The organism is Gordonia sp. SID5947, assembly GCF_009862785.1.
GTDB lineage: Bacteria > Actinomycetota > Actinomycetes > Mycobacteriales > Mycobacteriaceae > Gordonia.
In genome coordinates, this window is record NZ_WWHU01000001.1 from 1295482 (window position 1) to 1316492 (window position 21011).

The window sequence follows — 21011 nt, forward strand, 5'->3', positions numbered from 1 at the left end:
TGCACGCCGGCTGCATCGATGTCGCCGGCCGCATCGATGTCGCCGGCCGCATCGATGTCACAGTGCCGCGGCAGGGGCGCGATCCGACTCCACGCGGGTGTCCACCGACCCTCGTTTGAGTTGCAGACTCGCCGTGGTCCAGTCCCAGACCTGACGGAAGAGATCGCGATTGTCCGAGAGCTTCTGACCGAACGACGGGATCATCTCGGTGAGCGCCGGCCCCCACCCCGCGTACTCCTTCGGGAAGCACTTCTCGAGGACCTGGAGCATCGCGGGCACCGCCGTCGACGCTCCCGGCGAGGCACCGAGCAGGCCGGCGATCGTGCCGTCGCCTGCGGTGACCACCGCGGTACCGAACTCCAGCGTTCCGCCCACGCCCGTCTTACGGATCACCTGGACGCGCTGACCCGCGGTGATGATCTCCCAGTCGCCTCCGGAGGCACGCGGGACGAACTCGCTCAACGTGTTCACACGATCCGCACGGTTGGCCGCGAGCTCGCTGATCAGATACTTGAGCAGCCCGAATTCCTGCGGCGCGATGGAGAGCATCGGCAGCAGATTGTTCGCCTTCACCGAATACGGCAGGTCGGTGATCTTGCCGTTCTTCAGGAATTTCGGCGACCAACCTGCATACGGGCCGAACAACAGTCCCGGCTGGTGGTTGATGACGCGGGTGTCGAGGTGGGGCACCGACATGGGCGGCGCACCGACGGCGGCCTGCCCGTACACCTTTGCCTGGTGCTCGGAGATCAGGTCGGGATTGGTGCAGCGGAAGAACTCGCCCGACACCGGGAATCCGCCGAAGCCCTTCGCCTCCTTGATGCCCGACTTCTGCAGGAGGTGGAGCGCGCCACCGCCTGCCCCGACGAAGACGAACTTCGCGTGGACGGTCCGCTTCTCCTTGGTCCGCAGGTTCCGGACCTTGATGATCCAGCTGCCGTCGGATTGCTTGGACAGATTGGTGACATCGTGCCCGTAGTAGACATCCGCTCCGGTACGGCCGACGAAATTCAGCAGCTGCTGGGTCAGCGCGCCGAAGTCGACGTCGGTGCCGTCGGTGAACCAGTTGAGTGCAACCGGGTCGGAGAAGTCGCGACCGGCCGACATCAGCGGCAACCGCTCGCTGAACTCGGTCGGGTCGTCGATGAACTCCATGCCTTCGAAGAGCACCTGCCCGGCCAGACGGTCGTAGCGCTTGCGGAGGTACTCGACGCCCGCCGGCCCGTGCGTGAAGCTGACGTGCGGGATCGGGTTGATGAACTCGCTCGGGTCGCCCAGGATGCCGTTGTCCACCGCGTTCGCCCAGAATTGCCGCGAGACCTGGAACTGCTCGTTGATGTTGAGCGCCTTGTCGATGTTGACGTCACCGTCGGCGGTCTGCGGCGTGTAGTTCAGTTCGCAGAGAGCCGAGTGGCCGGTACCCGCGTTGTTCCAGGGATCGCTGCTCTCGGCGCCCGCGGCGTCGAGGCGTTCGAACAGGCTGATCGACCAGTCGGGCTGCAGTCGACGCAGCAACGCGCCGAGGGTGGCGCTCATGATTCCGGCACCGACCAGCGCGACGTCCGTTTTGATCACCGATTGAGACACGAGGAGCTCTCCTTCGCACAGGTTGGACGATCGAGGCCCGCGGCGTGCCGCCGCTGTGGTCGTCCCTGTCAACGGCCATTGTTCCCCATCATCGACCGAACGACGGAATCGCCTGGGTGAAAATGTGGGCTGGGCGACACTCGGCACCGCCGATCGCGCGCTGGGCCTTCTCTACAGTGGAACCCGTGACCGCAACCCACGGGGCCGCCCGCCAGGATGAACCGCCCACCGCGAACTGGCAACCCGACCGCCTCCTCGACCGTTACGAGATCCTCACCTTGCCGTTGGGACCCGACCCCGACGGCGAGGATCCGATCACCGCGACACTGGTCCGCAAGGCAGGTGATGACGCGTCGGCATTTCCCAACGGCGCCGTCCTGTACGTGCACGGCTTCACCGACTACTTCTTCCACGAGCCCCTAGCCGACTTCTTCCACGAGCGCGGCTACGCCTTCTACGCGCTCGACCTCCGCAAGTGCGGGCGCTCCCTCGGCCCCGATCACACTGCGCACTTCACCACCGACCTTCGCCAGTACGACGAGGAACTCGGCCGCGCACTCGACGTCGTCGTCGCCGAGACCGAGGCCGACGGCCGCACCGCACGCGTGATCGTGGCCGCGCATTCCACCGGCGGCCTCATCACTCCCCTGTGGCTCGACCGGCTCCGTACCGAGGCCCCCGCCCGACACGCACATGTCAGCGGGCTCCTCCTCAACAGCCCCTGGTTCGACCTCCAGGGCAGCCCGGTCCTGCGTTCCCTCCCGGTCTCACTGGTGCTGCGCGGAGTCGCGGCGGCACGACCGAAAACCGTGATCCCCCAAGAACTTTCCGAGGGCTACGGCCGGAGTATCCATGAGACCACCGGCGGTGAGTGGGCCTATGACCTCTCACTCAAGCCGATGGGCGGGTTCCCGGTCACCTTCGGTTTCCTGACCGCGGTCCGCAGAGGCCATGCGCGGTTGCACCGCGGCATCGACGTGGGGGTCGCGTCGTTGGTACTCCGGTCGGACAAGACCCTGTTCGATCGCGGCCACGGGGCAGGTGTCGACAACGCCGACGTGGTGCTCGACGTCCGGCACATGACGCGCTGGAGCGGTTGCCTCGGCGATCGCGTATCCGTCGCGCCCGTCACCGACGCACGTCACGATGTGTTCCTCTCTGTCGAACATGCCCGGATCCAGGCCTATCGCGAGGTCGATGCGTGGATGCGCGCCACCCTCGCACTCCCCACCGACGGCGCCGGCGCCGAGACCTTGGTGGGTGGCGCATGACCTCCACACAGATCGTCGACCTCGCGATCATCGGTTCCGGAAGCGGCAACTCCATCCCCGACGAACGGTTCGACGACCGGACCATCGCGATCTTCGAGGAAGGCATCTACGGCGGTACATGCCTCAACGTCGGGTGTATCCCCACCAAGATGTTCGTCTACGCTGCCGAGGTCGCCGAGATGGCGCGCCACTCCGATCGCTACGGAGTCCACGCACGTGTCGAATCCGTGGACTGGCCCGCGATCGTCGACCGGATCTTCGGTCGAATCGATCCGATCTCGGCGGGCGGCAGGGAGTACCGCGAGCACCGCTGCGCGAATGTCACCGTGTACTCCGCTCACGTCGAGTTCGACGGCCGCGACGACGAAGGCCGATATCGACTCGTCACCCCCGATGCCGTCGTCCTGGCATCGGAGGTGGTGATCGCCGCGGGCTCGCGCGCCACCGCCCCACCGGAGATCGCCGACAGCGGAGTGCGATACCACACCAGCGACGACGTCATGCGCCTCGACCGACTGCCGGAACGACTCGTCATCGTCGGAAGCGGTTATGTCGCAGCCGAATTCGCCCACGTCTTCGGCGCACTCGGAACCGCCGTCTCGATCATCGCACGTGGCCCGGCACTGCTCCGGCATCTCGATGCAGAGATCGCCGCGCGATTCACCGAGATCGCCACCGGCAAATGGGATGTCCACCTCGACACGCATGTGACGGGGGCGGTCGACCTGCCCGACGGCGGGGTGCGGGTCACGTTCGCCGACGGCACCCACATCGACGGAGATGCGTTGCTGGTGGCCACGGGCCGCAAGCCGAACGGCGACCGACTCAACCTGGGATCGATCGGTGTCGCCCTCGACGCTGAGGGTCGCGTCGTCTGTGATCGACACGGGCGTACCGATGCCACCGGCGTATGGGCACTCGGCGATGTGAGTTCGCCCTACCAGCTCAAGCACGTCGCGAACCACGAGGAGCGGGTGGTCCAGGCCAATCTGCTCAAGGACTGGGATGCTGACGACCTGGTTGCCGTCGACCACCGTTTCGTTCCCGCCGCAGTGTTCACGCACCCGCAGATCGCGTCGGTCGGCCTGACCGAGACGCAGGCACGCGATCTCGGGTTGGACATCACGGTGAAAGTGCAGGCCTACGGTGACGTCGCCTACGGCTGGGCGATGGAGGACACCACGGGTTTCTGCAAGCTGATCGCCGAGCGCGGCAGTGGCCGCCTGCTGGGGTGCCACATCCTCGGGCCGCAGGCGCCCACCGTCATCCAACCCGTCATCCAGGCGATGTCGTTCGGCCTCAACGCATCCGACATGGCTCATGGACAGTACTGGATTCATCCGGCGATGCCCGAGGTGCTCGAGAACGCCCTGCTCGGTCTCGAGATCTAGCGCGATCGATGGTGCCCTGCGATTTCCGCTCCGGCGCGTAGGATCTCGGCATGGCGATCGTGAACCGGGACTTCGTGGGGCGTCGCGACCGAGATGCCGGCCGACTCCCACCGGGTCAGTACCGGACCTTCGACTTCCCGGTGTTGTCGGCCGAACCCACACCGGCGATCCCGCTGGATGGCTGGTCGTTGACCATGCAGTCGTCGGATCACCGGGCGCACACGTGGACCTGGGCGCAGTTCCAGGACCTGCCGCACGAGGAGATCGTCACCGACATCCATTGCGTGACCCGCTGGTCCAAGTTCGAGACACGCTGGCGTGGTGTCTCTTTCGACACCATCATGAACAATCTGCCCTGGCCGGGCGACAGTCATGTGATGGCGCACTGCCACGGTGGCTACACGACCAACCTGGCCGTGGCAGACCTCGTCTCGGGCCGGGGATGGATCGCCGATTCCTACGACGGTGAACCTCTGCCGGCCGAACACGGTGGCCCGGCGCGATTGTTGGTGCCGCATCTCTATTTCTGGAAGAGCGCCAAATGGGTGCGCCGACTTCGGTTCATGTCGGATGACGCCCCTGGGTTCTGGGAGAGCCGCGGCTACCACATGCACGGCGACCCCTGGACCGAGCAGCGGTACTCATGAGTGAGTGGCAGGTGACCACGGTCCTTTCGGACGTCCGTCACAGCACGAGCGCACGATCGCTGCGTCTCGGTCTCGCCGAGCCGTTCCGGGGACTGCCGGGCCAGCATGTCGACATCCGCCTGACCGCGGAGGACGGCTACTCGACCGCGCGCACCTACTCGTTGTCCGATGTCCGGGAGGCCAGGACGATCGAGGTCACGGTCGAACGCGCGGAGGACGGTGAGGTGTCGCCCTACCTGGTCGACGTCGTCGAGGTGGGCGAGCCGCTCGAGGTGACGCGTGCGCACGGTGGCTGGTTCACCTGGGACGGGCAGGACCCACGGCCGGTGCAGCTGATCGCCGGCGGCTCCGGGCTCGCACCGTTGATGGCGATGATCCGCAATCGAGAGATCGCCGCGCCGATGGTGCCGTTCAATCTGGTGTACTCGCTGCGGTCGCCGGATCGGCTCCTGTTTGCCGATGAGCTCCGACAACTCGCGCGGCTGCGACGGATGCCGGTGCATCTGACCTACTCACGCGAGGCCCCCGCCGACGATGTGCGCCCGGTCGGCCGACTGACCGGGGACGAGCTTTCGGGATTGACCATCGGGCCCGACCGGCAACCAACCGTGTTCATCTGCGGGCCCAACGGTTTCGTCGAACAGTGCGCGGCGGCCATGGTCGCGGCCAGGCACGAACCCGGACGGATACGCACCGAACGCTTCGGGTGACCCGGGCGTGTCAGAACATCGCTGATCGCAGGGCGATCTCACTCGCCAACGCCGCAGCAGCGTTCTGCGGGATCCAGTGGTCGACGCCCGGCAACTCGCAGAACCGATAGTCGGAGTATGCATAGCGGCCGCTCAGCTCGGCCTGCTCGCGTCCCAGTGCGGTGTCGCCGTCGCCCCACACCATCGTCGTGGGGATCTCGACGGCCGGGCAGGCAAGGGTCTCGGCGATGTTGCCGGTGAAATTGGCGCGGTACCAGTTGAGCGGCCCGGTCAGTGCCCCCGGCTCCATCAACGGCTTGAGCTCGTCGGCGGTGACGCCGGCACGTCGCAACAGCACGCCGTTGCGCGCCAACAACTTCTCCTCGGCGTCGTCGGCGATGAAATCCTTGATGTACGAGGACTTCTCCCGCTGGTCGCTCGAGGTCAGCGCGTCCCGCATCGCCGACGGGTGTCCGGTGCTCGCCGCGACGAGGCTGGTGAAACGGTCCAGGTGTTTGGCCGCGAGATGCCACGCGACGATGCCACCCCAGTCGTGTCCGACCACCATCGCATACTGGACGCCGAGCACGTCGAGGACGCCGAGGGCGTCACCGACGAGTTCGGACAGTCGGTAGGCGTCGGTTCCCACTGGCCGCGCGCCGGGGCTGTAGCCCCGCTGATCGAAGACGATCGTGCGCAGGCCGCTCTCGTGCAGTCGCGGGACCACGGTGTCGAAGCACGAGCTGTTGACCGGGAATCCGTGCAGGAGCAGCACCCATTTGCCGTCCTCGGGTCCGCCGATCCGGACGTCGAATGTGTGTTCCCCGACCCTCACCGCATGCTGTTGCGTCTCCACCGGCCCAGGATAGGCGAGATCCGACGGTTCGGGCTCTGGCGCGGGTCAATCGAGGCGATGGGTGATGACGGGCGACCGGGGGTCGGCGCCCTTCTCGATGATCGCCTCGAGGGCCGCCATGTCGAGGTGTTCACCGACGAGATCTGCCATGAGGTCCACCTGGACGTGTCGAATCCGGTCGACGACGGTGTCGGTGGCCACGACGAAGCCGGTGACCGCCCGTTGCTCGGCGACCTGGCGGAGCAGATCGCGCCGGAACGCGTCGGAGGCGAGCAGTCCGTGCCAGTGTGTGCCGCGCACGGCGCCGCGCACCGCACCCTCGGGACCATTCTCCGCATCGGTGATCCAGGGCTGTTCCCGCGATGACCGCACGCGGCCGTGATGGATCTCGTAGCCGCTGATCGGCAGGCCCGCACCGATTCCGGTCACCTGACGGAGTATCTTGCCCGGTTCGAACCCGATCTCGAGGTCGAGAAGGCCGAGCCCCTCGACCGGACCGACTCCCGACTCCACCGGATCGTCGATGCGGCGGCCGAGCATCTGGAAGCCGCCGCAGATCCCGATCACCGGTCCCCCACGCCGTGCCCGGGCGACCACGGCGTCGGCGAGTCCCCGGCTCCGCAGCCACGCGAGATCCGACACCGTCGCGCGAGTCCCCGGCAGTACCACCAGGTCCGCCGACGTCACGCTCGCCGCATCGTCGACCCAGGTCACGTCGACGCCGGGCTCACAGCCCAGGGCCTCCACATCCGTCGTGTTGGACACCCGGGCAGTCGGATCGCGGCTACCGAGAGGCGAACGCCTCCCGGGTCGGCGGCGTCGTGGTCGGGCGGGCCGACCCGACGCCCCACCGGAGCGGCGAGCGAATCCTCGGCGTCGATCCAGAGATCGGACCGGTACGGGATCACCCCGAGGGTCGGTCGTCCGGTCAGTCCCCGGAGCTGGTCGAGTCCCGGCTCGAGGATCGCCGGATCGCCCCGGAACTTGTTGATCACGTATCCCGCGACGAGGTGCTGGTCGTCGGCGTCGAGCACAGCCGTCGTGCCGAAGAGGTGTGCGAGGGAACCGCCACGGTCGATGTCGCTCACCACGATGACGGGGAGCTCCGCCGAGCGGGCCAGACCCATGTTCGCGATGTCGGTCGAGCGCAGATTGATCTCGGCGACCGAACCGGCACCCTCACAGATCACGACGTCGAATTCGTCTCGGAGCGAAGCGAGTTCGTCGGCCACGATCCCCACCAGGCGAGCCCGCCACGCGTGATAGTCGCGGGCACCGACGTCACCCGCGGGTTGCCCGCGCACCACCACGTGGGAACGGCGATCGCTACCGGGCTTGAGCAGGACCGGGTTGAACCGGGTCGACGGGTCCAGCCCGCATGCGAACGCTTGCAGCGCCTGGGCACGCCCGATCTCACCGCCGTCGAGCGTGACCACGGAATTGTTCGACATGTTCTGCGCCTTGAACGGCGCGACGCGCATCCCCTGCCTGGTCAGGAGGCGGCACAGCCCCGCGACGATCAGGCTCTTGCCGGCGTCGGAACTGGTGCCGCCGACCAGCAATGCACCCTTCACTCCGGTGGCGTCACTCGTCGGGCAGAGTGAGGATCTCCGCGCCGTTCTCCGTCACCACAAGCGTGTGCTCGAACTGGGCGGTCCACTTCTTGTCCGTGGTCGCGACCGTCCAGCCGTCATCCCAGATCTCGTAGCCGAGACCGCCGAGATTGATCATCGGCTCGATCGTGAACACCATGCCCGGCTCGATGACGGTATCGACGTCGGGCTGGTCGTAATGGAGGATCACCAGCCCGTTGTGAAACGTCTCGCCGATGCCGTGTCCGGTGAAGTCGCGCACCACGTTGTATCCGAAGCGGTTCGCGTACGCCTCGATGACCCGCCCGATCACGTTCAGCTCGCGCCCGGGCTTCACCGCCTTGATCGCGCGCTCGGTGGCGGTGCGCGTGCGCTCGACGAGGTCGGCCGCCTCGGTGGAGACGTCACCGGCGAGGAAGGTCGCGTTGGTGTCGCCGTGCACGCCGTCGATGTAGGCGGTCACGTCGATGTTGACGATGTCACCGTCGGAGATCACCGTCGAATCCGGGATCCCATGACAGATGATCTCGTTGAGCGAGGTGCAGCACGATTTGGGAAAACCCTTGTAACCCAACGTCGACGGGTAGGCGCCGTGGTCGATCATGTAGTCGTGGGCGATCCGGTCCAACTCGTCGGTGGTCACACCGGGAGCCACCGCGGCGCCCGCGTGCGCAAGTGCGTTGGCGGCGATCTTGCTCGCCAGTCGCATCTTCTCGATGGTCTCCGCGGACTGCACCCACGGTTCGTTTCCCTCGTTCGCCGTGGGTTTCCATGCGTATTCGGGACGCTCGATCGAGTCGGGAACCGGTCGGGTCGGCGACACGGTGCCAGGCCGCAGGGCAGCGCGAACAGTCATGCACCCAGCTTATCCAGACCTCGCGTCCGAGGTGAACGCCACCGCACGAGTCCCGGAACGGCGACAGCTCACCGGCGCGAACTAAGGTGAGACTCAGTCGACTGGGTGCGGAGGGTGAGCGATGCGGGTGAGCAGGTGACGAGGATGCGCAGGATGCTGCGGCCGCTCCTCGTCGTGGTCGTGCTGCTGCTGGCGGGTTCGTCGACCACGGCATGCTTCGTCGAACCGATCGAGCAGACGCCAGGGTCCGAATCCGTCGACCCCACGGCACACCTGCGCAATGGGCCCCAGACCGCCGAACTGCCCGAACGCGACGTGCGCCCCGTCGCCGACGATCCCACGCCGTCGCTGCCGACCACGGTGAACTCCGTCCGCTACGGCGAGGTCACCGTTCGCGACACCGGCCGCATCATCGCCGTCGACATCAACGGAACCCTCGGCAGCATCGTCTTCTCACTGGGTCTGGGCTCGCGTGTCGTCGGGCGGGACACGTCGACGGCGTTCCCCGCGGCCGCACGGCTGCCGGTGGTCACCAATCGTGGCCACAGTCTCGACGCAGAGGCGGTACTGGCGCTCGACCCCAGTGTGCTGCTCGTCGACGAGAACACCGTCCCCGCCGCGGCCGTCGATCAGATCCGCGATTCGGGTGTCACCGTCGTGGCGTTCCCAGGGACCCGCAGTCTCCGGTCCAACGACGCGCTGATCCGCTCGGTCGCGGGTGCGCTCGGAGTCCCCCGCCCGGGCGAGCAACTCGTCTCGCGGACCGACGCCGAGGTCGCCGCGGCCCAGCGCCGGGTCCCCTCACCGTCGGGTGACCCGACCATGGCCTTCGTCTACATCCGGGGTCGCAACCTGATCCTGCTGGCCGGACCCGGCTCCGGTGCCGACGACCTCATCACCAGCCTGGGCGGCCGAGACGCCGGGGCCGAGGCCGATCTCACCGGAGCCTTCACGGCGATCAGCGCCGAGGCGATGATCAAGGCCGATCCCAACGTGATCATGGTGATGACCCAGGGCGCCGACACGGTCGGCGGCCTCGACGGCGTGCTGAGCCTGCCGGGGATCGCCGAGACCGACGCAGGCCGTAACGGACGGGTGGTCCAGATGGACGAGACGAAGATCCTCGCCTTCGGCCCCGACGTCGGCGAGGTGATCGGCTCCCTCGCCGGGGCGATCTACACATGAGTGCCCCGACCACGCCGCGGAAGCCCCCGGCCACGACGCGCGACCGCCGCACCCGACATCGCACCCGCAACATCACCGTCGTCTCGGTCATGGTGATCGCGACCGCGGCACTGATCGTCGTCTCGGCAGGTGTCGGCAAGGTGGCGGTCCCGCCGATCGAGGTGCTCGGCAGCCTCGCCCATCACTTCCATCTGGACATCGGACCGCTTCCCTCCCATCCCAACGGCGAAGGGGCCCTGTGGAACGTACGATTCCCGCGCATCGTTCTGGGCCTGCTCGTGGGTGCGGCTCTCGGCGCCGGCGGCTGCCTGCTCCAGGGCGTACTGGCGAATCCGCTGGCCGAGCCGGGCATCATCGGGGTGTCGTCGGGAGCCGCCGTCGGCGCGTGTCTGATGATCGTGCTCGGCGGCGGGATGACCAACGACTGGGCGTTGGCGGGTGCGGCCTTCGTGTTCGGCCTGTTCACCGCCGCGGCCGTCTATCTGTTGTCGCTACGGGACGGCTCGACGTCGGCGATCATGCTGGTGCTGACGGGAATCGCGGTCAACGCGTTCGCCCTGGGCATCATCGCCTACCTCACCTTCGTCGCCTCCACCGCCGCACGCGAGCAGATCGTGTTCTGGCAGCTGGGGTCGCTCGCCGGGGCCACCTGGGACGAGGTCTGGGTGTCCGCACCACTCATCGTCGCCGCGATCGCGGCGGCGCTGGTCCTGGTCCACAAACTCGACCTGCTCGCGCTGGGCGAGATACAGGCGGCCTCCCTCGGCGTCAACGTGGAAGTCGTCCGGCGACAGGTCATCGTGCTGGTGTCCATCCTGACCGCGGCCGCGGTGGCCTTCTCCGGGATCATCATGTTCGTCGGCCTCGTCGTACCGCACGTGATGCGGCTGATCGTCGGTCCGCGACATGCGATCCTGCTGCCGACCAGCGTGGTGGGCGGCGCGCTCGTCATCACCGCAGCGGACCTGGCGGCGCGCACCATGCTCGGTGACGCCGACCTCCCGCTCGGCATGTTCACCTCCCTGATCGGCGGGCCGGTCTTCTTCATCCTGCTGCGACGCAGCAGGCACGCCGGGGCGGGGTGGTGAGCACCGTGGCGGAAGCGACCGACGGCGTGATCGCCGAGAACATCACCGTGACCCTCGGCGGCCGTCACGTGGTGGAGGATGTGTCGCTGCGCGTCGACCCTGGTTCTCTCCTCGCGCTCGTGGGGCCCAACGGGTGCGGCAAATCCACATTGCTGTCGGTCCTCGCGGGACTACGCCGTCCGGATCGCGGCACGGTCCGGATCGGCGATCGGCTGGTCTCCAAGGCGTCCTCGACCGAACTGGCCCGGCTGCGATCCTTTGTGACGCAACACAATCGCACCGACACCCCGTTCACGGTCGTCGAAGTGGTCGAGATGGGCCGGTTTCCCTGGCTGCGCACTCCGCACGCCGCCGAGTCGCCCGAGATCATCGACGACGCGCTGCGCGCATGCGATCTGGGAGACATCACCGACCGCCCGTTCACGCAGCTCTCCGGTGGCCAGCAGGCCCGCGTGTCGATCGCCCGGGCACTCGCCCAGCGCACGCCCGTCATGCTGCTCGACGAACCGACCGCCGCCCTCGACATCCACCATCAGGAATCGGTGCTCGACATCCTGCGGGCCGCCCGCGACGACGGGGGCGCCGTTCTGCTGGTGGTGCATGATCTCTCGCTGGCGGCCGCCTACGCCGACCGGGTCGCACTGATGAAGGACGGCCGCCTGCTCGCCACCGGCCCGACTCGCGATGTGATGACGGCCCGGTTGCTGTCCGAGACCTACGATCATCCGGTCGAGATCTGGGATCACCCGGCGTCGGGCCAACCGATCGTGGTGCCCCGCCGGACCTGACCCGTACCGCCGGTCACGACCGGGCGGTGGCGGCGTATCCGGGCGGCAACGAGGCGAACATGTCCCGGGTGACGGCGACCGCGTTGTTGGAATCGCCGCCCCGCACCACCAGCGTCGCGAACGCGAGGTCGCCTCGGTAACCGGCGAACCACGCATGTGACCCGCCGGCGAACTCCGCCTCACCGGTCTTGCCCAGGATGTCACCCTGGCCGGCGATCACGGTGCCGGTGCCCTGTTGGACGACAGCCCGCATCATCGGTCGCAGCTCCGACACCACCGAAGGGTCCAGCGACGGTTGCGGCCCCTCGACCTTTGTCGGCTTACCGAGGATCAGTTGCGGTACCGGAGCCTTGCCGTTGTGCGCCACGGTCGCCGCCACCAGCGCGAGGCCGAGCGGGCTGACAAGGACCTTGCCCTGCCCGAAGCCGTCCTCGGTGCGCGCCACCAACTCCGGGGCGATCGGCACCGACCCGGAGACAGCGGTGAGTCCGGCGATGTCGTAGTGCTGACCGATTCCCATCGACGCGGCCGTGTGCGCCAGATCCGATGGCCCCATCTCGCTGGCCAGCTTGGCGAACGTCGTGTTGCAGGAACTGGCGAAGGCCTGCAACATCGGCACGGTCCCCAGCGAGAACCGGTCGTAGTTGGGGATACGACGTGGCCCGATCTCGATCTCGCCCGGGCACGGCACCATGGTGCCCGGATGAGCGAGATTCCGGCTGATGGCCGCGGCTGCCGTGACCATCTTGAACGTCGAGCCGGGCGGATAGAGCCCCGCGGTTGCGATCGGTCCGTCGCGATCGGCCGACTTGTTCTGCGCGACGGCGAGGATGTGCCCGGTCGACGGCTGGATCACCACCATCGCCACCTGGAAGCGGTTGGTGGCATCGACCGCACGCTGCGCTGCCGTCTGCACTTGCCGGGACAGGCTCAGCGAGACTGCAGGCGCCGGCCTCGCCGCGTGGTCGGCGAGCACGTCGGCATCGAGTCCGTTCGGGTTGACCGTGACCACCCGCCAACCGGCCCGCCCGTCGACCTCGCTGTCGACCACCTTTTTGACATCGGTGAGCAGGGCGGGCGCGAAATCCGGGTTCTTCGGCACCAACTCGGCCTGTTCATTGTGTTCGACCCCCGGGATCGCCAACCGGTCGCGGAGCCGATCGAAATCACGCTGAGACAGCCGGGTGATGGGATATGCCCCACCACCCGCGGTGGATTCCTCGGCGATCTTCTGCGCCGACAGCGACGGATCGAGTGGTTTGAGCACCGACACGAGCTGGGTCACCGAATCCGCCACAGAGCCGCCGGCCGCAGCGGCCTGCGCATCGAAGTTGATGCCGACGACGGTGCCGTTGACCATCACCTCCGACCCGTCGGACTCGTTCACGGTCGCTCGTGGCGCAGCCGTGGTCCGCAGCGAAAGCCGTTGGTTGGCACCGAGGTCGGGGTGGATGTCGGTCGACATCCACCGCACTCCCCACCCGGCGTCGGACCGGATCATCGCGATGCGCCCCGGATAACTCCATTCACGCCCGCCCGGCAGCTCCCAGCGGTAGGTGACGTCGATGTCCGCGGTGTCGCCGGAGACCTGCGCCCTGCCCGTACTGAAAGTCAGCTTCTCGGCCGAGATGCCCTTCCAGGCGGCTTCGAGATCGGTACGCGCCTGTTGTTCATCGTCGGTGAGCTGCGCGGCGGCAGCGGTGTCGTGGGCACCATACGCAGTCAGGAACCGCTCGACGGCCTGCCGGGGCCCGTCGTCGGCCGTGGAGCAACCGGCCACACCGAGGACAACGAGAGCACTCACCGACACACAGGTCACGCTGATCACACGCCGTCTCATCTGCCACATCGGGTTCGATGATATGGCGTGTACGACCGGAATCCGTTGCGCCACGCGCTACGCGCCGTGAAGAGACTGCACCGCACGCTGGGGCGGATGCTCGGGCGGTCCCCGGTCAGTCGACCAGAACGGTCGCGAAGGTCCCCACCTCACTGAACCCGACCTGCCGGTAGACCTCGCGCGCGGGGAGATTGAAGCTGTTGACGTACAGGCTCGGCGTGCGGCCATACGAGATGATCGCCGCCGCGACCGCCGCGGTCCCGGCGGCCCCCAGCCCCTCACCGCGCCGGTGCGGAGCAACCCAAACGCCTTGAATCTGTCCCACTCTCCTTGAGAGCGAACCGATCTCGGCCTTGAACACGACCTCGCCGCGGTCGAAACGGGCGAATACGCGCTGGGCGCTGACCAGTGACGCCAGCCGCCTGCGGTACGAGCGGCCGCCGTCACCGGCACACGGGTCGACGCCGACCTCACCGATGAACATGTCGACGGCGGCCGGGAGATAGACGTCGAGATCGTCGAGCGTCACCAGCCGCACCAGCGGATCCGGCGCGACGACGGGCGTGTCGGTGAGCGCCATCAGCGGCTGATCGTCGCGCACCTCACGGGCAGGGCCCCAGCACGGCTGTACGCGATCCCAAAACGGCAGCACCAGCTCCGCCCGGCCGACGATCGAGGAGCAGATGCGCGGCGCCGATGCCGCGCGGTCGGCAAAAGCCTCCATGTCATGGGTGGAGCCGGCGAGTGGGATCAGGTTGGCCCCGGAGAAGCACAGCGACGTCGTCGGGTCACCGATGGTCCAGAGCTCTCCACCGAGCAGCCGAGGATTGATGCCGTGTGTCTCGAAGCGAGCCGCCACCATGCACATCGCCACCGGGTCTGCCGCCATGGCGCGCTCGACCACCGGCGCATCACGAGCGCCGAGGGGGCGGTCACCCAGTAGCTTCAGCACCACCGCTCCTCTGCAATAGTCATGCAGGGCACGACCTCCGGCTCCGGCGCCGTCGGCGTGGCCGCTCCGCCGGCGTCAGCTGACCGTGACGACCGGGGAACCCACTTCCCTGTCCCCATCAGTGTCACCCGACTCGCCTGCGATCCGCAGCGCTTCTTCGATCAAGGTCTCGACGATCTCGGCCTCGGGCACGGTCTTGATGACCTCGCCCTTGACGAAGATCTGTCCCTTGCCGTTGCCTGACGCGACACCGAGATCGGCCTCGCGGGCCTCCCCGGGACCGTTGACGACACAACCCATCACGGCGACCCGCAGCGGGACCTCCATGCCCTCGAGACCCGCGGTGACCGCGTCTGCGAGCTTGTAGACGTCGACTTGGGCGCGCCCGCACGACGGGCACGAGACGATCTCGAGTTTGCGTGGCCGCAGGTTGAGCGACTGCAGGATCTGATCGCCGACCTTGACCTCCTCGGCCGGCGGCGCCGACAGCGAGACGCGGATGGTGTCGCCGATGCCTTCGGAGAGCAGCGCACCGAACGCCACCGCGGACTTGATGGTGCCCTGGAAGGCGGGTCCGGCCTCGGTGACCCCGAGATGCAGCGGATAGTCGCACTGCGCGGCCAGTTGCCGGTACGCCTCGACCATGACCACCGGGTCGTTGTGCTTCACGGAGATCTTGATGTCACCGAAGCCGTGTTCCTCGAACAGTCCGGCCTCCCAGAGCGCCGACTCGACGAGGGCCTCCGGGGTGGCCTTGCCGTACTTCTTCAGCAGGCGGGGATCGAGGGAGCCGGCGTTGACGCCGATCCGGATCGGGATCCCGGCGTCCTTCGCGGCATGCGCGACCTCCTTCACCCGACCGTCGAACTCCTTGATGTTGCCGGGGTTGACGCGGACGGCCGCACATCCCGCGTCGATGGCCGCGAAGATGTATTTCGGCTGGAAGTGGATGTCGGCGATCACCGGGATCTTGCTCTTCTTGGCGATCACCGGCAACGCCTCGGCGTCCTCGGGACGCGGGCAGGCCACTCGCACGATGTCACAACCCGACGCGGTCAGCTCGGCGATCTGCTGCAGCGTCGCGTTGATGTCGTGGGTCTTGGTGGTGGTCATCGACTGCACCGAGATCGGGTGGTCGCTCCCCACGCCGACCTGACCGACCTGGATCTGACGTGTCCTGCGCCGGGGCGCCAACACGGGCGGCGGGCCGGCGGGCATACCGAGCCCGACCGCGAGCGCGTCTCCGGGAGTTGCTGGGGTGTTCATCTCGTTCACCTCGAATGACGAAGGGGCTGTGTGTTCGACGGCCGGGCCGGCTATTTGAAGAGTTGGATCGGGTTGACGATGTCGGCGGTGAGCGTCAGGACCATGAACCCGCCCATGATGATCACCACCGCGTAGGTGATCGGCATGAGCCTGAGGTAGTCGACGGGTCCGCCCGCGGCGCGACCGAACCATCCGCGCACCGTGTTGCGGGCCTTCTCGTAGCCGACGATGGCCATGTGCCCACCATCCAACGGTAGTAGCGGTACGAGGTTGAACAACCCGAGGAAGAAGTTGATGCTGATCAGCAACAACAGGAAGGTGCTCCAGGCGCCCCGCTCGACCGCCTGACCACCCAGCACCGACGCGCCGTAGACGCTGACCGGGGTGTCCATCGAACGCTCGCCACCGGTGACCGCCGTCCACAGAGCGCTGATCTTCGACGGCATCGACAGCAGGGCGTCCCAGGTGGCCACGAACAGGTCCCCGGTGAAAGCGAACGACGCGGGTATCACCGCGAGTCCGTCGTAGTGGTTGATGGCCGGCGGCGGATCGAAGGTGATGCCCACCTTGCGGGTCTGCTCGGTCTCGGTGGTTCCGTCCGCGTTGTTGACCACGACGGTCGACGGCTGCGGATCGATGGTGAACTCGCGCTGCTCGGTGCCACCGTCGACGGTCCGCTCGACCGTGAGGGACACCGGGCCGCCGGTGTCGCCGATCTGCTTCGAGACCGCCGCGTAGTCCGACACCGAGGTGCCGTTGACCGCGACGATCGTGTCGCCCGCCATCAGACCGGCGGCACCGGCAGGTCCGGTACCACCGCACGGGGTGGACACCGGATCCTTGTCCGGGTAGTAGGTCGTGGTGGCCGGTACGCAGGTCACCTTCGAGACGGTGGCCGGTACCGGATCCTGGCTGATGTTGGGCAGGCCGAAGATCGCACCGACGATGACGACCAGGAGGAACCCGAGGACGAAGTTCTGCGCCGGCCCGGCCGCCAACACCACCAGGCGCTTCCACGGTTTCTGCAGATACATCGCTCGCGGACGATCTTCGGCGGCGATCTCGTCGTAGGGCGTCATCCCGGCGATGTCGCAGAACCCGCCCAGTGGCAGCGCCTTGACGCCGTACTCGGTCTCCCCGCGTCGGGTCGACCACAGCGTCGGACCGAAACCGACGAAGTACCGGCGCACCTTCATGCCCGTAGCCTGCGCAGCCCACATGTGACCGCACTCATGCCAGGCCACCGACAGCACCAGCGCTGCGGCGAACAGCACCACGCCGAGCGCAAAACTCACTGACTCACTCCATCCGCATATGCCTTGACCAGACGCGCAGCGTGTTCGCGTGCCCACTGGTCAGCGGCCAAGACCTCATCCACAGTACCTGGCCTTTCACGCCACTGATCGGCGTCGCCGAGCACGTCACGGATGATCTCGACGATGCGCGGGAACCGGATGGCGCCGGCGAAGAATCCGGCCGCCGCGGCCTCGTTGGCCGCGTTGTAGACAGCGGTGAGCGAGCCGCCCCCGCGTCCGGCCTCACGCGCGAGATCGATCGCCGGGAAGACGGCGTTGTCGACCGGCTCGAAGGTCCACGACGATGCGGTCGAGAAGTCACAGGCGGCCGATGATCCGGGTACCCGCGCGGGCCAGCCCAGCGCCAGCGCGATCGGGAGTTTCATCGAGGGTGGCGATGCTTTCGCGACGGTCGCCCCGTCGACGAAGGTGACCATCGAATGCACGATCGACTGCGGATGCACCGTGACGTCGATGCGGTCGTAACCGACCCCGAACAGCAGGTGCGCCTCGATGACCTCGAGCGCCTTGTTCACCAGGGTTGCCGAGTTCAGCGTGATCAGCGGGCCCATCGACCACGTCGGGTGGTGCCCGGCCTGTTCGGGGGTCACATCCTCGAGCGCCGCGCGGGTCCAGCCCCGGAACGGACCGCCCGACGCGGTGAGCACGAGCCGATCGACCTCGCCGGCGGTGCCCGCCCGCAAACACTGCGCGATCGCCGAATGCTCCGAATCGACCGGCACGATCTGACCCGGGGCCGCGGCGTCGAGGACGAGGGAACCACCGGCGACGAGCGACTCCTTGTTCGCCAGCGCCAATCGCGCCCCCGATCGCAGCGTGGCCAGACTCGGCCGAAGGCCGATGGACCCGACGACCGCGTTGAGGACCACATCCGCCTCGACGGCATCGATCAGATCACACATCGCGTCCGGGCCACCGAAGACCGCGCCACCGAGTTCGTCGGTGAGTGTGTCCGCGGCGGCCGGGTCGGCCACCGCGAGCGCGCCGGCCGGTATCCGGAACGCCTGTGCCTGCCGGCGCAGCAGATCGAGGTTCGCGCCGCCCGCCCCGAGGCCGACGACCTGGAAGCGTTCGGGATGTTCGGCGATGACCTCGAGGGCCTGGACACCGATCGACCCGGTCGAGCCGAGGATGAGTACACGCGTCGTCACGGGATCATTGTCCTGCCTCCGACTGGTCAGCCCAAAATTTCCTTCAGCGTGCGGGGTGGACCTTCCGCCAGTGTTCGGCGATGTCGATGCGACGGGTGATCCATACATCGTCGTGCCCCTGCACGTGATCGAGGAACCGCTCGAGCGCCGCCAACCGCGCCGGCCTGCCGGCGATCCGGCAGTGCAGACCGATCGAGAGCATCTTGGGGGCGCCGGCCACACCCTCGGCATACAGGACGTCGAACGCGTCCCGCAGGTGCGCGTAGAACTGGTCACCGGAGGGAAATCCACCGGGCGAGGCGAAGCGCATGTCGTTCGTGTCGAGCGTGTAGGGCACCACGAGGTGGTCGACGGCGGCGTCGCCACGCGGCACCTTCACCCAGTAGGGCAGGTCGTCGGCGTAGCTGTCGGAGTCGTAGACGAACCCGCCCTGCTCCACCAGGAGTCGACGGGTGTTGGGTGAATCGCGTCCGGTGTACCACCCCAGCGGCCGGCTGCCGGTGACCTCGGTCAGCAACTCGATCCCGGCGGCCATGTGCTCGCGCTCGACCGCCGGGTCGACCATCTGATAGCTGAGCCACCGATAGCCGTGACACGCGATCTCGTCGCCACGCTCGACAAAGGCCGCGGCCGCCTCCGGGTTTCGGGCCATCGCCTGCGCGACCGCGAAGATGGTCAGCGGCAGTTGCCGTCGCGAGAACGTGCGCAGGATGCGCCATACGCCTGCGCGAGACCCGTATTCGTACAACGACTCCATGCTCATGTGCCGGTTCGGGAACGATTGGGCGCCGATCATTTCTGACAGGAAAGTCTCACTGCCACGGTCGTTCTCGAGGACATTGTTCTCCGAGCCCTCCTCGTAGTTGAGGACGAACTGCACAGCGATCCGGGCGCCGCCGGGCCACCGCGGATCCGGGGACGTCACACCGTAACCGATCAGGTCGCGCGGATAGTTCTCCGACCGGTAGTCGGCCAGGGTTCGGTGCACGGTGTCGGGCATGGCGGCATTCTGTCACCGAACTCGCGCCGATGCGTGGTGGCAGGTACGTCGCCCCCACCTCGCTACCGCTATGCTGTTCGATGAACTACTACCGACCGTCAGACTTCTGGCCACGTCCGTCAGATCGCTGACCGTGCAGTGAGGAGCCACCGTGGCAAGCACCGAGGTTGAGCCCGTCGACACCGGCTGGGTCCGCGAACCAGCGGATGCGCCGTCGGCCCGGTTCGGCTGGCACGGTCAGGCGACCAAGTCCTTCATCATCGCCGGATGGTTCTGCGTCGCAGCCCTGCTGCTGATGTTCATCGGCAACCACCGCGGCCACGTCGAGGACATCTACCTGGCAGGCTTCGCCGCCGTCCTCGCCTTCTTCCTGATCAGGCCGTCGATCCGCAATCGGGGCCGCTGGAAGAACTGACCGACCCCGGTCTCACCGTTCTTCGGCCGCCAGCTGCCCGCACGCGGCGGCGATCTCCTGTCCGCGGGTGTCTCGCACCGTGCACGACACACCCTGTTCCCGAACCCGTCGGACGAACTCGCGTTCCACCGGTTTGGGGCTCGCATCCCATTCGGACCCCGGAGTCGGGTTGAGTGGGATGAGGTTGACGTGCACGCGCGAACCGAGTGCCTTGTGCAGCTTCTCCCCCAGCAGGTCCGCACGCCACGGCTGATCGTTGACGTCTCGGATCAGCGCGTACTCGATCGAGACGCGACGACCGGTGGTGTCGGCGTAGTACCGCGCGGCGTCGAGCACCTCTGCCACCGACCACCGGTTGTTGACCGGCACCAAGGTGTCGCGGAGCTCGTCGTCGGGCGTGTGCAACGACACGGCCAGGGTCACCGCGAGTCCCTCGTCGGCCAGACGCCGGATCGAGGGTGCGAGGCCGACCGTGGACACGGTCACCGACCGCGCGGAGATCCCCAGACCGTCCGGGACCGGCGAGGTGATCTGCCGGACCGCGCTCACCACCCGCTTGTAGTTCGCCAACGGTTCGCCCATGCCCATGAAGACGACATTCGACAGTCGGCCGGGCTCACCGAATTCACCGTCGCGCAGAGCTCGCGCCGCCGCCCTGACCTGGTCCACGATCTCGGCGGCGGACAGGTTGCGGTCGAGGCCGCCCTGGCCGGTCGCGCAGAACGGGCACGCCATCCCGCAGCCCGCCTGGCTGGAGATACACAGTGTGTTGCGCTCGGTGTAGCGCATGAGAACGCTCTCCAGCAGGGTCCCGTCATGCAGTCGCCACAACGTCTTCCGCGTGTCGCCGTCGTCGCAGGAGATGTGCCGCACCGGACTGAGAAGCGGCGGGAACAGCTTGTCGCCGACGGCGTCGCGCGACGTCGCAGGCAGGTCGCTCATCTCCGCGACATCGCCGTTGAGGCGTCCGTAGTACTGACGCGCCAGCTGATTCGCGCGGAACTTCGGCAGCCCCAGGGAGGCCAGGGCCGACACCCGGGCGTCGGCGTCGAGGTCGGCGAAATGAGTCGGGGGACGCCCCCGTTTGGGTGCGTCGAACACGAGTGGCAATGACGACATGA

At 67.5% G+C, this 21011-nt stretch carries 18 protein-coding genes and 1 pseudogene; 8 read left to right on the plus strand and 11 right to left on the minus strand.

The features are described 5' to 3' along the window. Positions 1 to 57: 57 nt before the first annotated feature. On the minus strand, positions 58 to 1587 hold the full coding sequence (mqo, locus tag GTV32_RS06030; protein ID WP_161059359.1) for a malate dehydrogenase (quinone): 1530 nt from the start codon (positions 1585 to 1587) through the stop codon (positions 58 to 60). Between the two features lie 185 nt (positions 1588 to 1772). Between mqo and GTV32_RS06035 the strand changes: the two genes are divergently transcribed. From GTV32_RS06035 to GTV32_RS06050, 4 genes are read left to right on the plus strand one after another with little or no spacing between them, the layout of a single operon-like run. Then, the gene (locus GTV32_RS06035) at positions 1773 to 2858 is read left to right on the plus strand and encodes an alpha/beta hydrolase (RefSeq protein WP_343287225.1); all 1086 of its coding nucleotides are present in this window, start codon (positions 1773 to 1775) and stop codon (positions 2856 to 2858) included. After that, positions 2855 to 4249, plus strand: a complete 1395-nt coding sequence (locus tag GTV32_RS06040) for a mycothione reductase (RefSeq protein WP_161059360.1) — start codon at positions 2855 to 2857, stop codon at positions 4247 to 4249. Before GTV32_RS06035 ends, GTV32_RS06040 begins: the two co-directional genes overlap by 4 nt. Before the next feature lie 50 nt (positions 4250 to 4299). Further along, on the plus strand, positions 4300 to 4896 hold the full coding sequence (locus GTV32_RS06045) for a molybdopterin-dependent oxidoreductase (RefSeq protein WP_161059361.1): 597 nt from the start codon (positions 4300 to 4302) through the stop codon (positions 4894 to 4896). Next, positions 4893 to 5606, plus strand: a complete 714-nt coding sequence (locus GTV32_RS06050; RefSeq protein ID WP_161059362.1) for an FAD-binding oxidoreductase — start codon at positions 4893 to 4895, stop codon at positions 5604 to 5606. The genes GTV32_RS06045 and GTV32_RS06050 overlap by 4 nt, the downstream gene beginning before the upstream one ends. Positions 5607 to 5616: 10 nt before the next feature. On the opposite strand, the gene GTV32_RS06055 is transcribed toward GTV32_RS06050, so the two are convergent. The 3 genes and pseudogenes from GTV32_RS06055 to map all read right to left on the minus strand — a co-directional run bounded on the left by GTV32_RS06055 (position 5617) and on the right by map (position 8889). Beyond that, positions 5617 to 6441, minus strand: coding sequence for an alpha/beta hydrolase (locus tag GTV32_RS06055; RefSeq protein WP_161059363.1), 825 nt, complete (start codon positions 6439 to 6441; stop codon positions 5617 to 5619). 45 nt (positions 6442 to 6486) lie between these two features. After that, positions 6487 to 8015, minus strand: a pseudogene (locus GTV32_RS06060) (cobyric acid synthase). Between the two features lie 10 nt (positions 8016 to 8025). Further along, positions 8026 to 8889, minus strand: coding sequence for a type I methionyl aminopeptidase (gene map / locus GTV32_RS06065; RefSeq protein ID WP_161059364.1), 864 nt, complete (start codon positions 8887 to 8889; stop codon positions 8026 to 8028). A gap of 153 nt (positions 8890 to 9042) precedes the next feature. On the opposite strand from map, the gene GTV32_RS06070 reads away from it, so the two are divergent. From GTV32_RS06070 to GTV32_RS06080, 3 genes are read left to right on the plus strand one after another with little or no spacing between them, the layout of a single operon-like run. Beyond that, positions 9043 to 10074, plus strand: a complete 1032-nt coding sequence (locus GTV32_RS06070; protein ID WP_161059365.1) for an ABC transporter substrate-binding protein — start codon at positions 9043 to 9045, stop codon at positions 10072 to 10074. After that, positions 10071 to 11162 (plus strand): iron ABC transporter permease, encoded by a 1092-nt coding sequence (locus tag GTV32_RS06075; protein WP_161059366.1) that lies wholly within the window; start codon positions 10071 to 10073, stop codon positions 11160 to 11162. The genes GTV32_RS06070 and GTV32_RS06075 overlap by 4 nt, the downstream gene beginning before the upstream one ends. 5 nt (positions 11163 to 11167) lie before the next feature. Next, positions 11168 to 11950, plus strand: coding sequence for a heme ABC transporter ATP-binding protein (locus tag GTV32_RS06080; RefSeq protein WP_161059367.1), 783 nt, complete (start codon positions 11168 to 11170; stop codon positions 11948 to 11950). Positions 11951 to 11963: 13 nt separating this feature from the next. Here GTV32_RS06080 and GTV32_RS06085 read toward each other — a convergent pair whose 3' ends face one another. The 6 genes from GTV32_RS06085 to puuE form a co-directional block, all read right to left on the minus strand. Further along, on the minus strand, positions 11964 to 13799 hold the full coding sequence (locus tag GTV32_RS06085; protein ID WP_161059368.1) for a penicillin-binding transpeptidase domain-containing protein: 1836 nt from the start codon (positions 13797 to 13799) through the stop codon (positions 11964 to 11966). A gap of 106 nt (positions 13800 to 13905) precedes the next feature. Beyond that, the gene (locus GTV32_RS06090) at positions 13906 to 14742 is read right to left on the minus strand and encodes a GNAT family N-acetyltransferase (protein WP_161059369.1); all 837 of its coding nucleotides are present in this window, start codon (positions 14740 to 14742) and stop codon (positions 13906 to 13908) included. A gap of 75 nt (positions 14743 to 14817) precedes the next feature. Next, on the minus strand, positions 14818 to 16008 hold the full coding sequence (gene ispG / locus GTV32_RS06095; protein ID WP_161059370.1) for a flavodoxin-dependent (E)-4-hydroxy-3-methylbut-2-enyl-diphosphate synthase: 1191 nt from the start codon (positions 16006 to 16008) through the stop codon (positions 14818 to 14820). A gap of 50 nt (positions 16009 to 16058) precedes the next feature. Continuing rightward, positions 16059 to 17303 (minus strand): site-2 protease family protein, encoded by a 1245-nt coding sequence (locus tag GTV32_RS06100; RefSeq protein ID WP_161059371.1) that lies wholly within the window; start codon positions 17301 to 17303, stop codon positions 16059 to 16061. Further along, the gene (gene dxr, locus GTV32_RS06105; RefSeq protein WP_343287226.1) at positions 17300 to 18475 is read right to left on the minus strand and encodes a 1-deoxy-D-xylulose-5-phosphate reductoisomerase; all 1176 of its coding nucleotides are present in this window, start codon (positions 18473 to 18475) and stop codon (positions 17300 to 17302) included. Before dxr ends, GTV32_RS06100 begins: the two co-directional genes overlap by 4 nt. A 43-nt stretch (positions 18476 to 18518) precedes the next feature. Further along, positions 18519 to 19475 (minus strand): allantoinase PuuE, encoded by a 957-nt coding sequence (puuE, locus tag GTV32_RS06110; RefSeq protein ID WP_161059373.1) that lies wholly within the window; start codon positions 19473 to 19475, stop codon positions 18519 to 18521. 151 nt (positions 19476 to 19626) lie between these two features. Between puuE and GTV32_RS06115 the strand changes: the two genes are divergently transcribed. Continuing rightward, entirely contained in the window at positions 19627 to 19890 is a 264-nt protein-coding gene (locus tag GTV32_RS06115) for a DUF2631 domain-containing protein (protein WP_161059374.1), read from the plus strand. Positions 19891 to 19902: 12 nt separating this feature from the next. On the opposite strand, the gene rlmN is transcribed toward GTV32_RS06115, so the two are convergent. Further along, complete coding sequence (rlmN, locus tag GTV32_RS06120) at positions 19903 to 21009, minus strand: 23S rRNA (adenine(2503)-C(2))-methyltransferase RlmN (RefSeq protein WP_161059375.1); 1107 nt, start codon at positions 21007 to 21009, stop codon at positions 19903 to 19905. Positions 21010 to 21011 lie beyond the last annotated feature (2 nt).

Excerpts from the sequence above, each read along its gene's own strand:
- GTV32_RS06040 (WP_161059360.1), top strand. The coding sequence starts at position 2,855 with ATGACCTCCACACAGATCGTCGACCTCGCGATCATCGGTTCCGGAAGC.
- GTV32_RS06045 (WP_161059361.1), top strand. The coding sequence starts at position 4,300 with ATGGCGATCGTGAACCGGGACTTCGTGGGGCGTCGCGACCGAGATGCC.
- GTV32_RS06050 (WP_161059362.1), top strand. The coding sequence starts at position 4,893 with ATGAGTGAGTGGCAGGTGACCACGGTCCTTTCGGACGTCCGTCACAGC.
- map (WP_161059364.1), bottom strand. The coding sequence starts at position 8,889 with ATGACTGTTCGCGCTGCCCTGCGGCCTGGCACCGTGTCGCCGACCCGA.
- GTV32_RS06070 (WP_161059365.1), top strand. The coding sequence starts at position 9,043 with ATGCTGCGGCCGCTCCTCGTCGTGGTCGTGCTGCTGCTGGCGGGTTCG.
- GTV32_RS06075 (WP_161059366.1), top strand. The coding sequence starts at position 10,071 with ATGAGTGCCCCGACCACGCCGCGGAAGCCCCCGGCCACGACGCGCGAC.
- GTV32_RS06085 (WP_161059368.1), bottom strand. The coding sequence starts at position 13,799 with ATGTGGCAGATGAGACGGCGTGTGATCAGCGTGACCTGTGTGTCGGTG.
- ispG (WP_161059370.1), bottom strand. The coding sequence starts at position 16,008 with ATGAACACCCCAGCAACTCCCGGAGACGCGCTCGCGGTCGGGCTCGGT.
- puuE (WP_161059373.1), bottom strand. The coding sequence starts at position 19,475 with ATGCCCGACACCGTGCACCGAACCCTGGCCGACTACCGGTCGGAGAAC.
- rlmN (WP_161059375.1), bottom strand. The coding sequence starts at position 21,009 with ATGTCGTCATTGCCACTCGTGTTCGACGCACCCAAACGGGGGCGTCCC.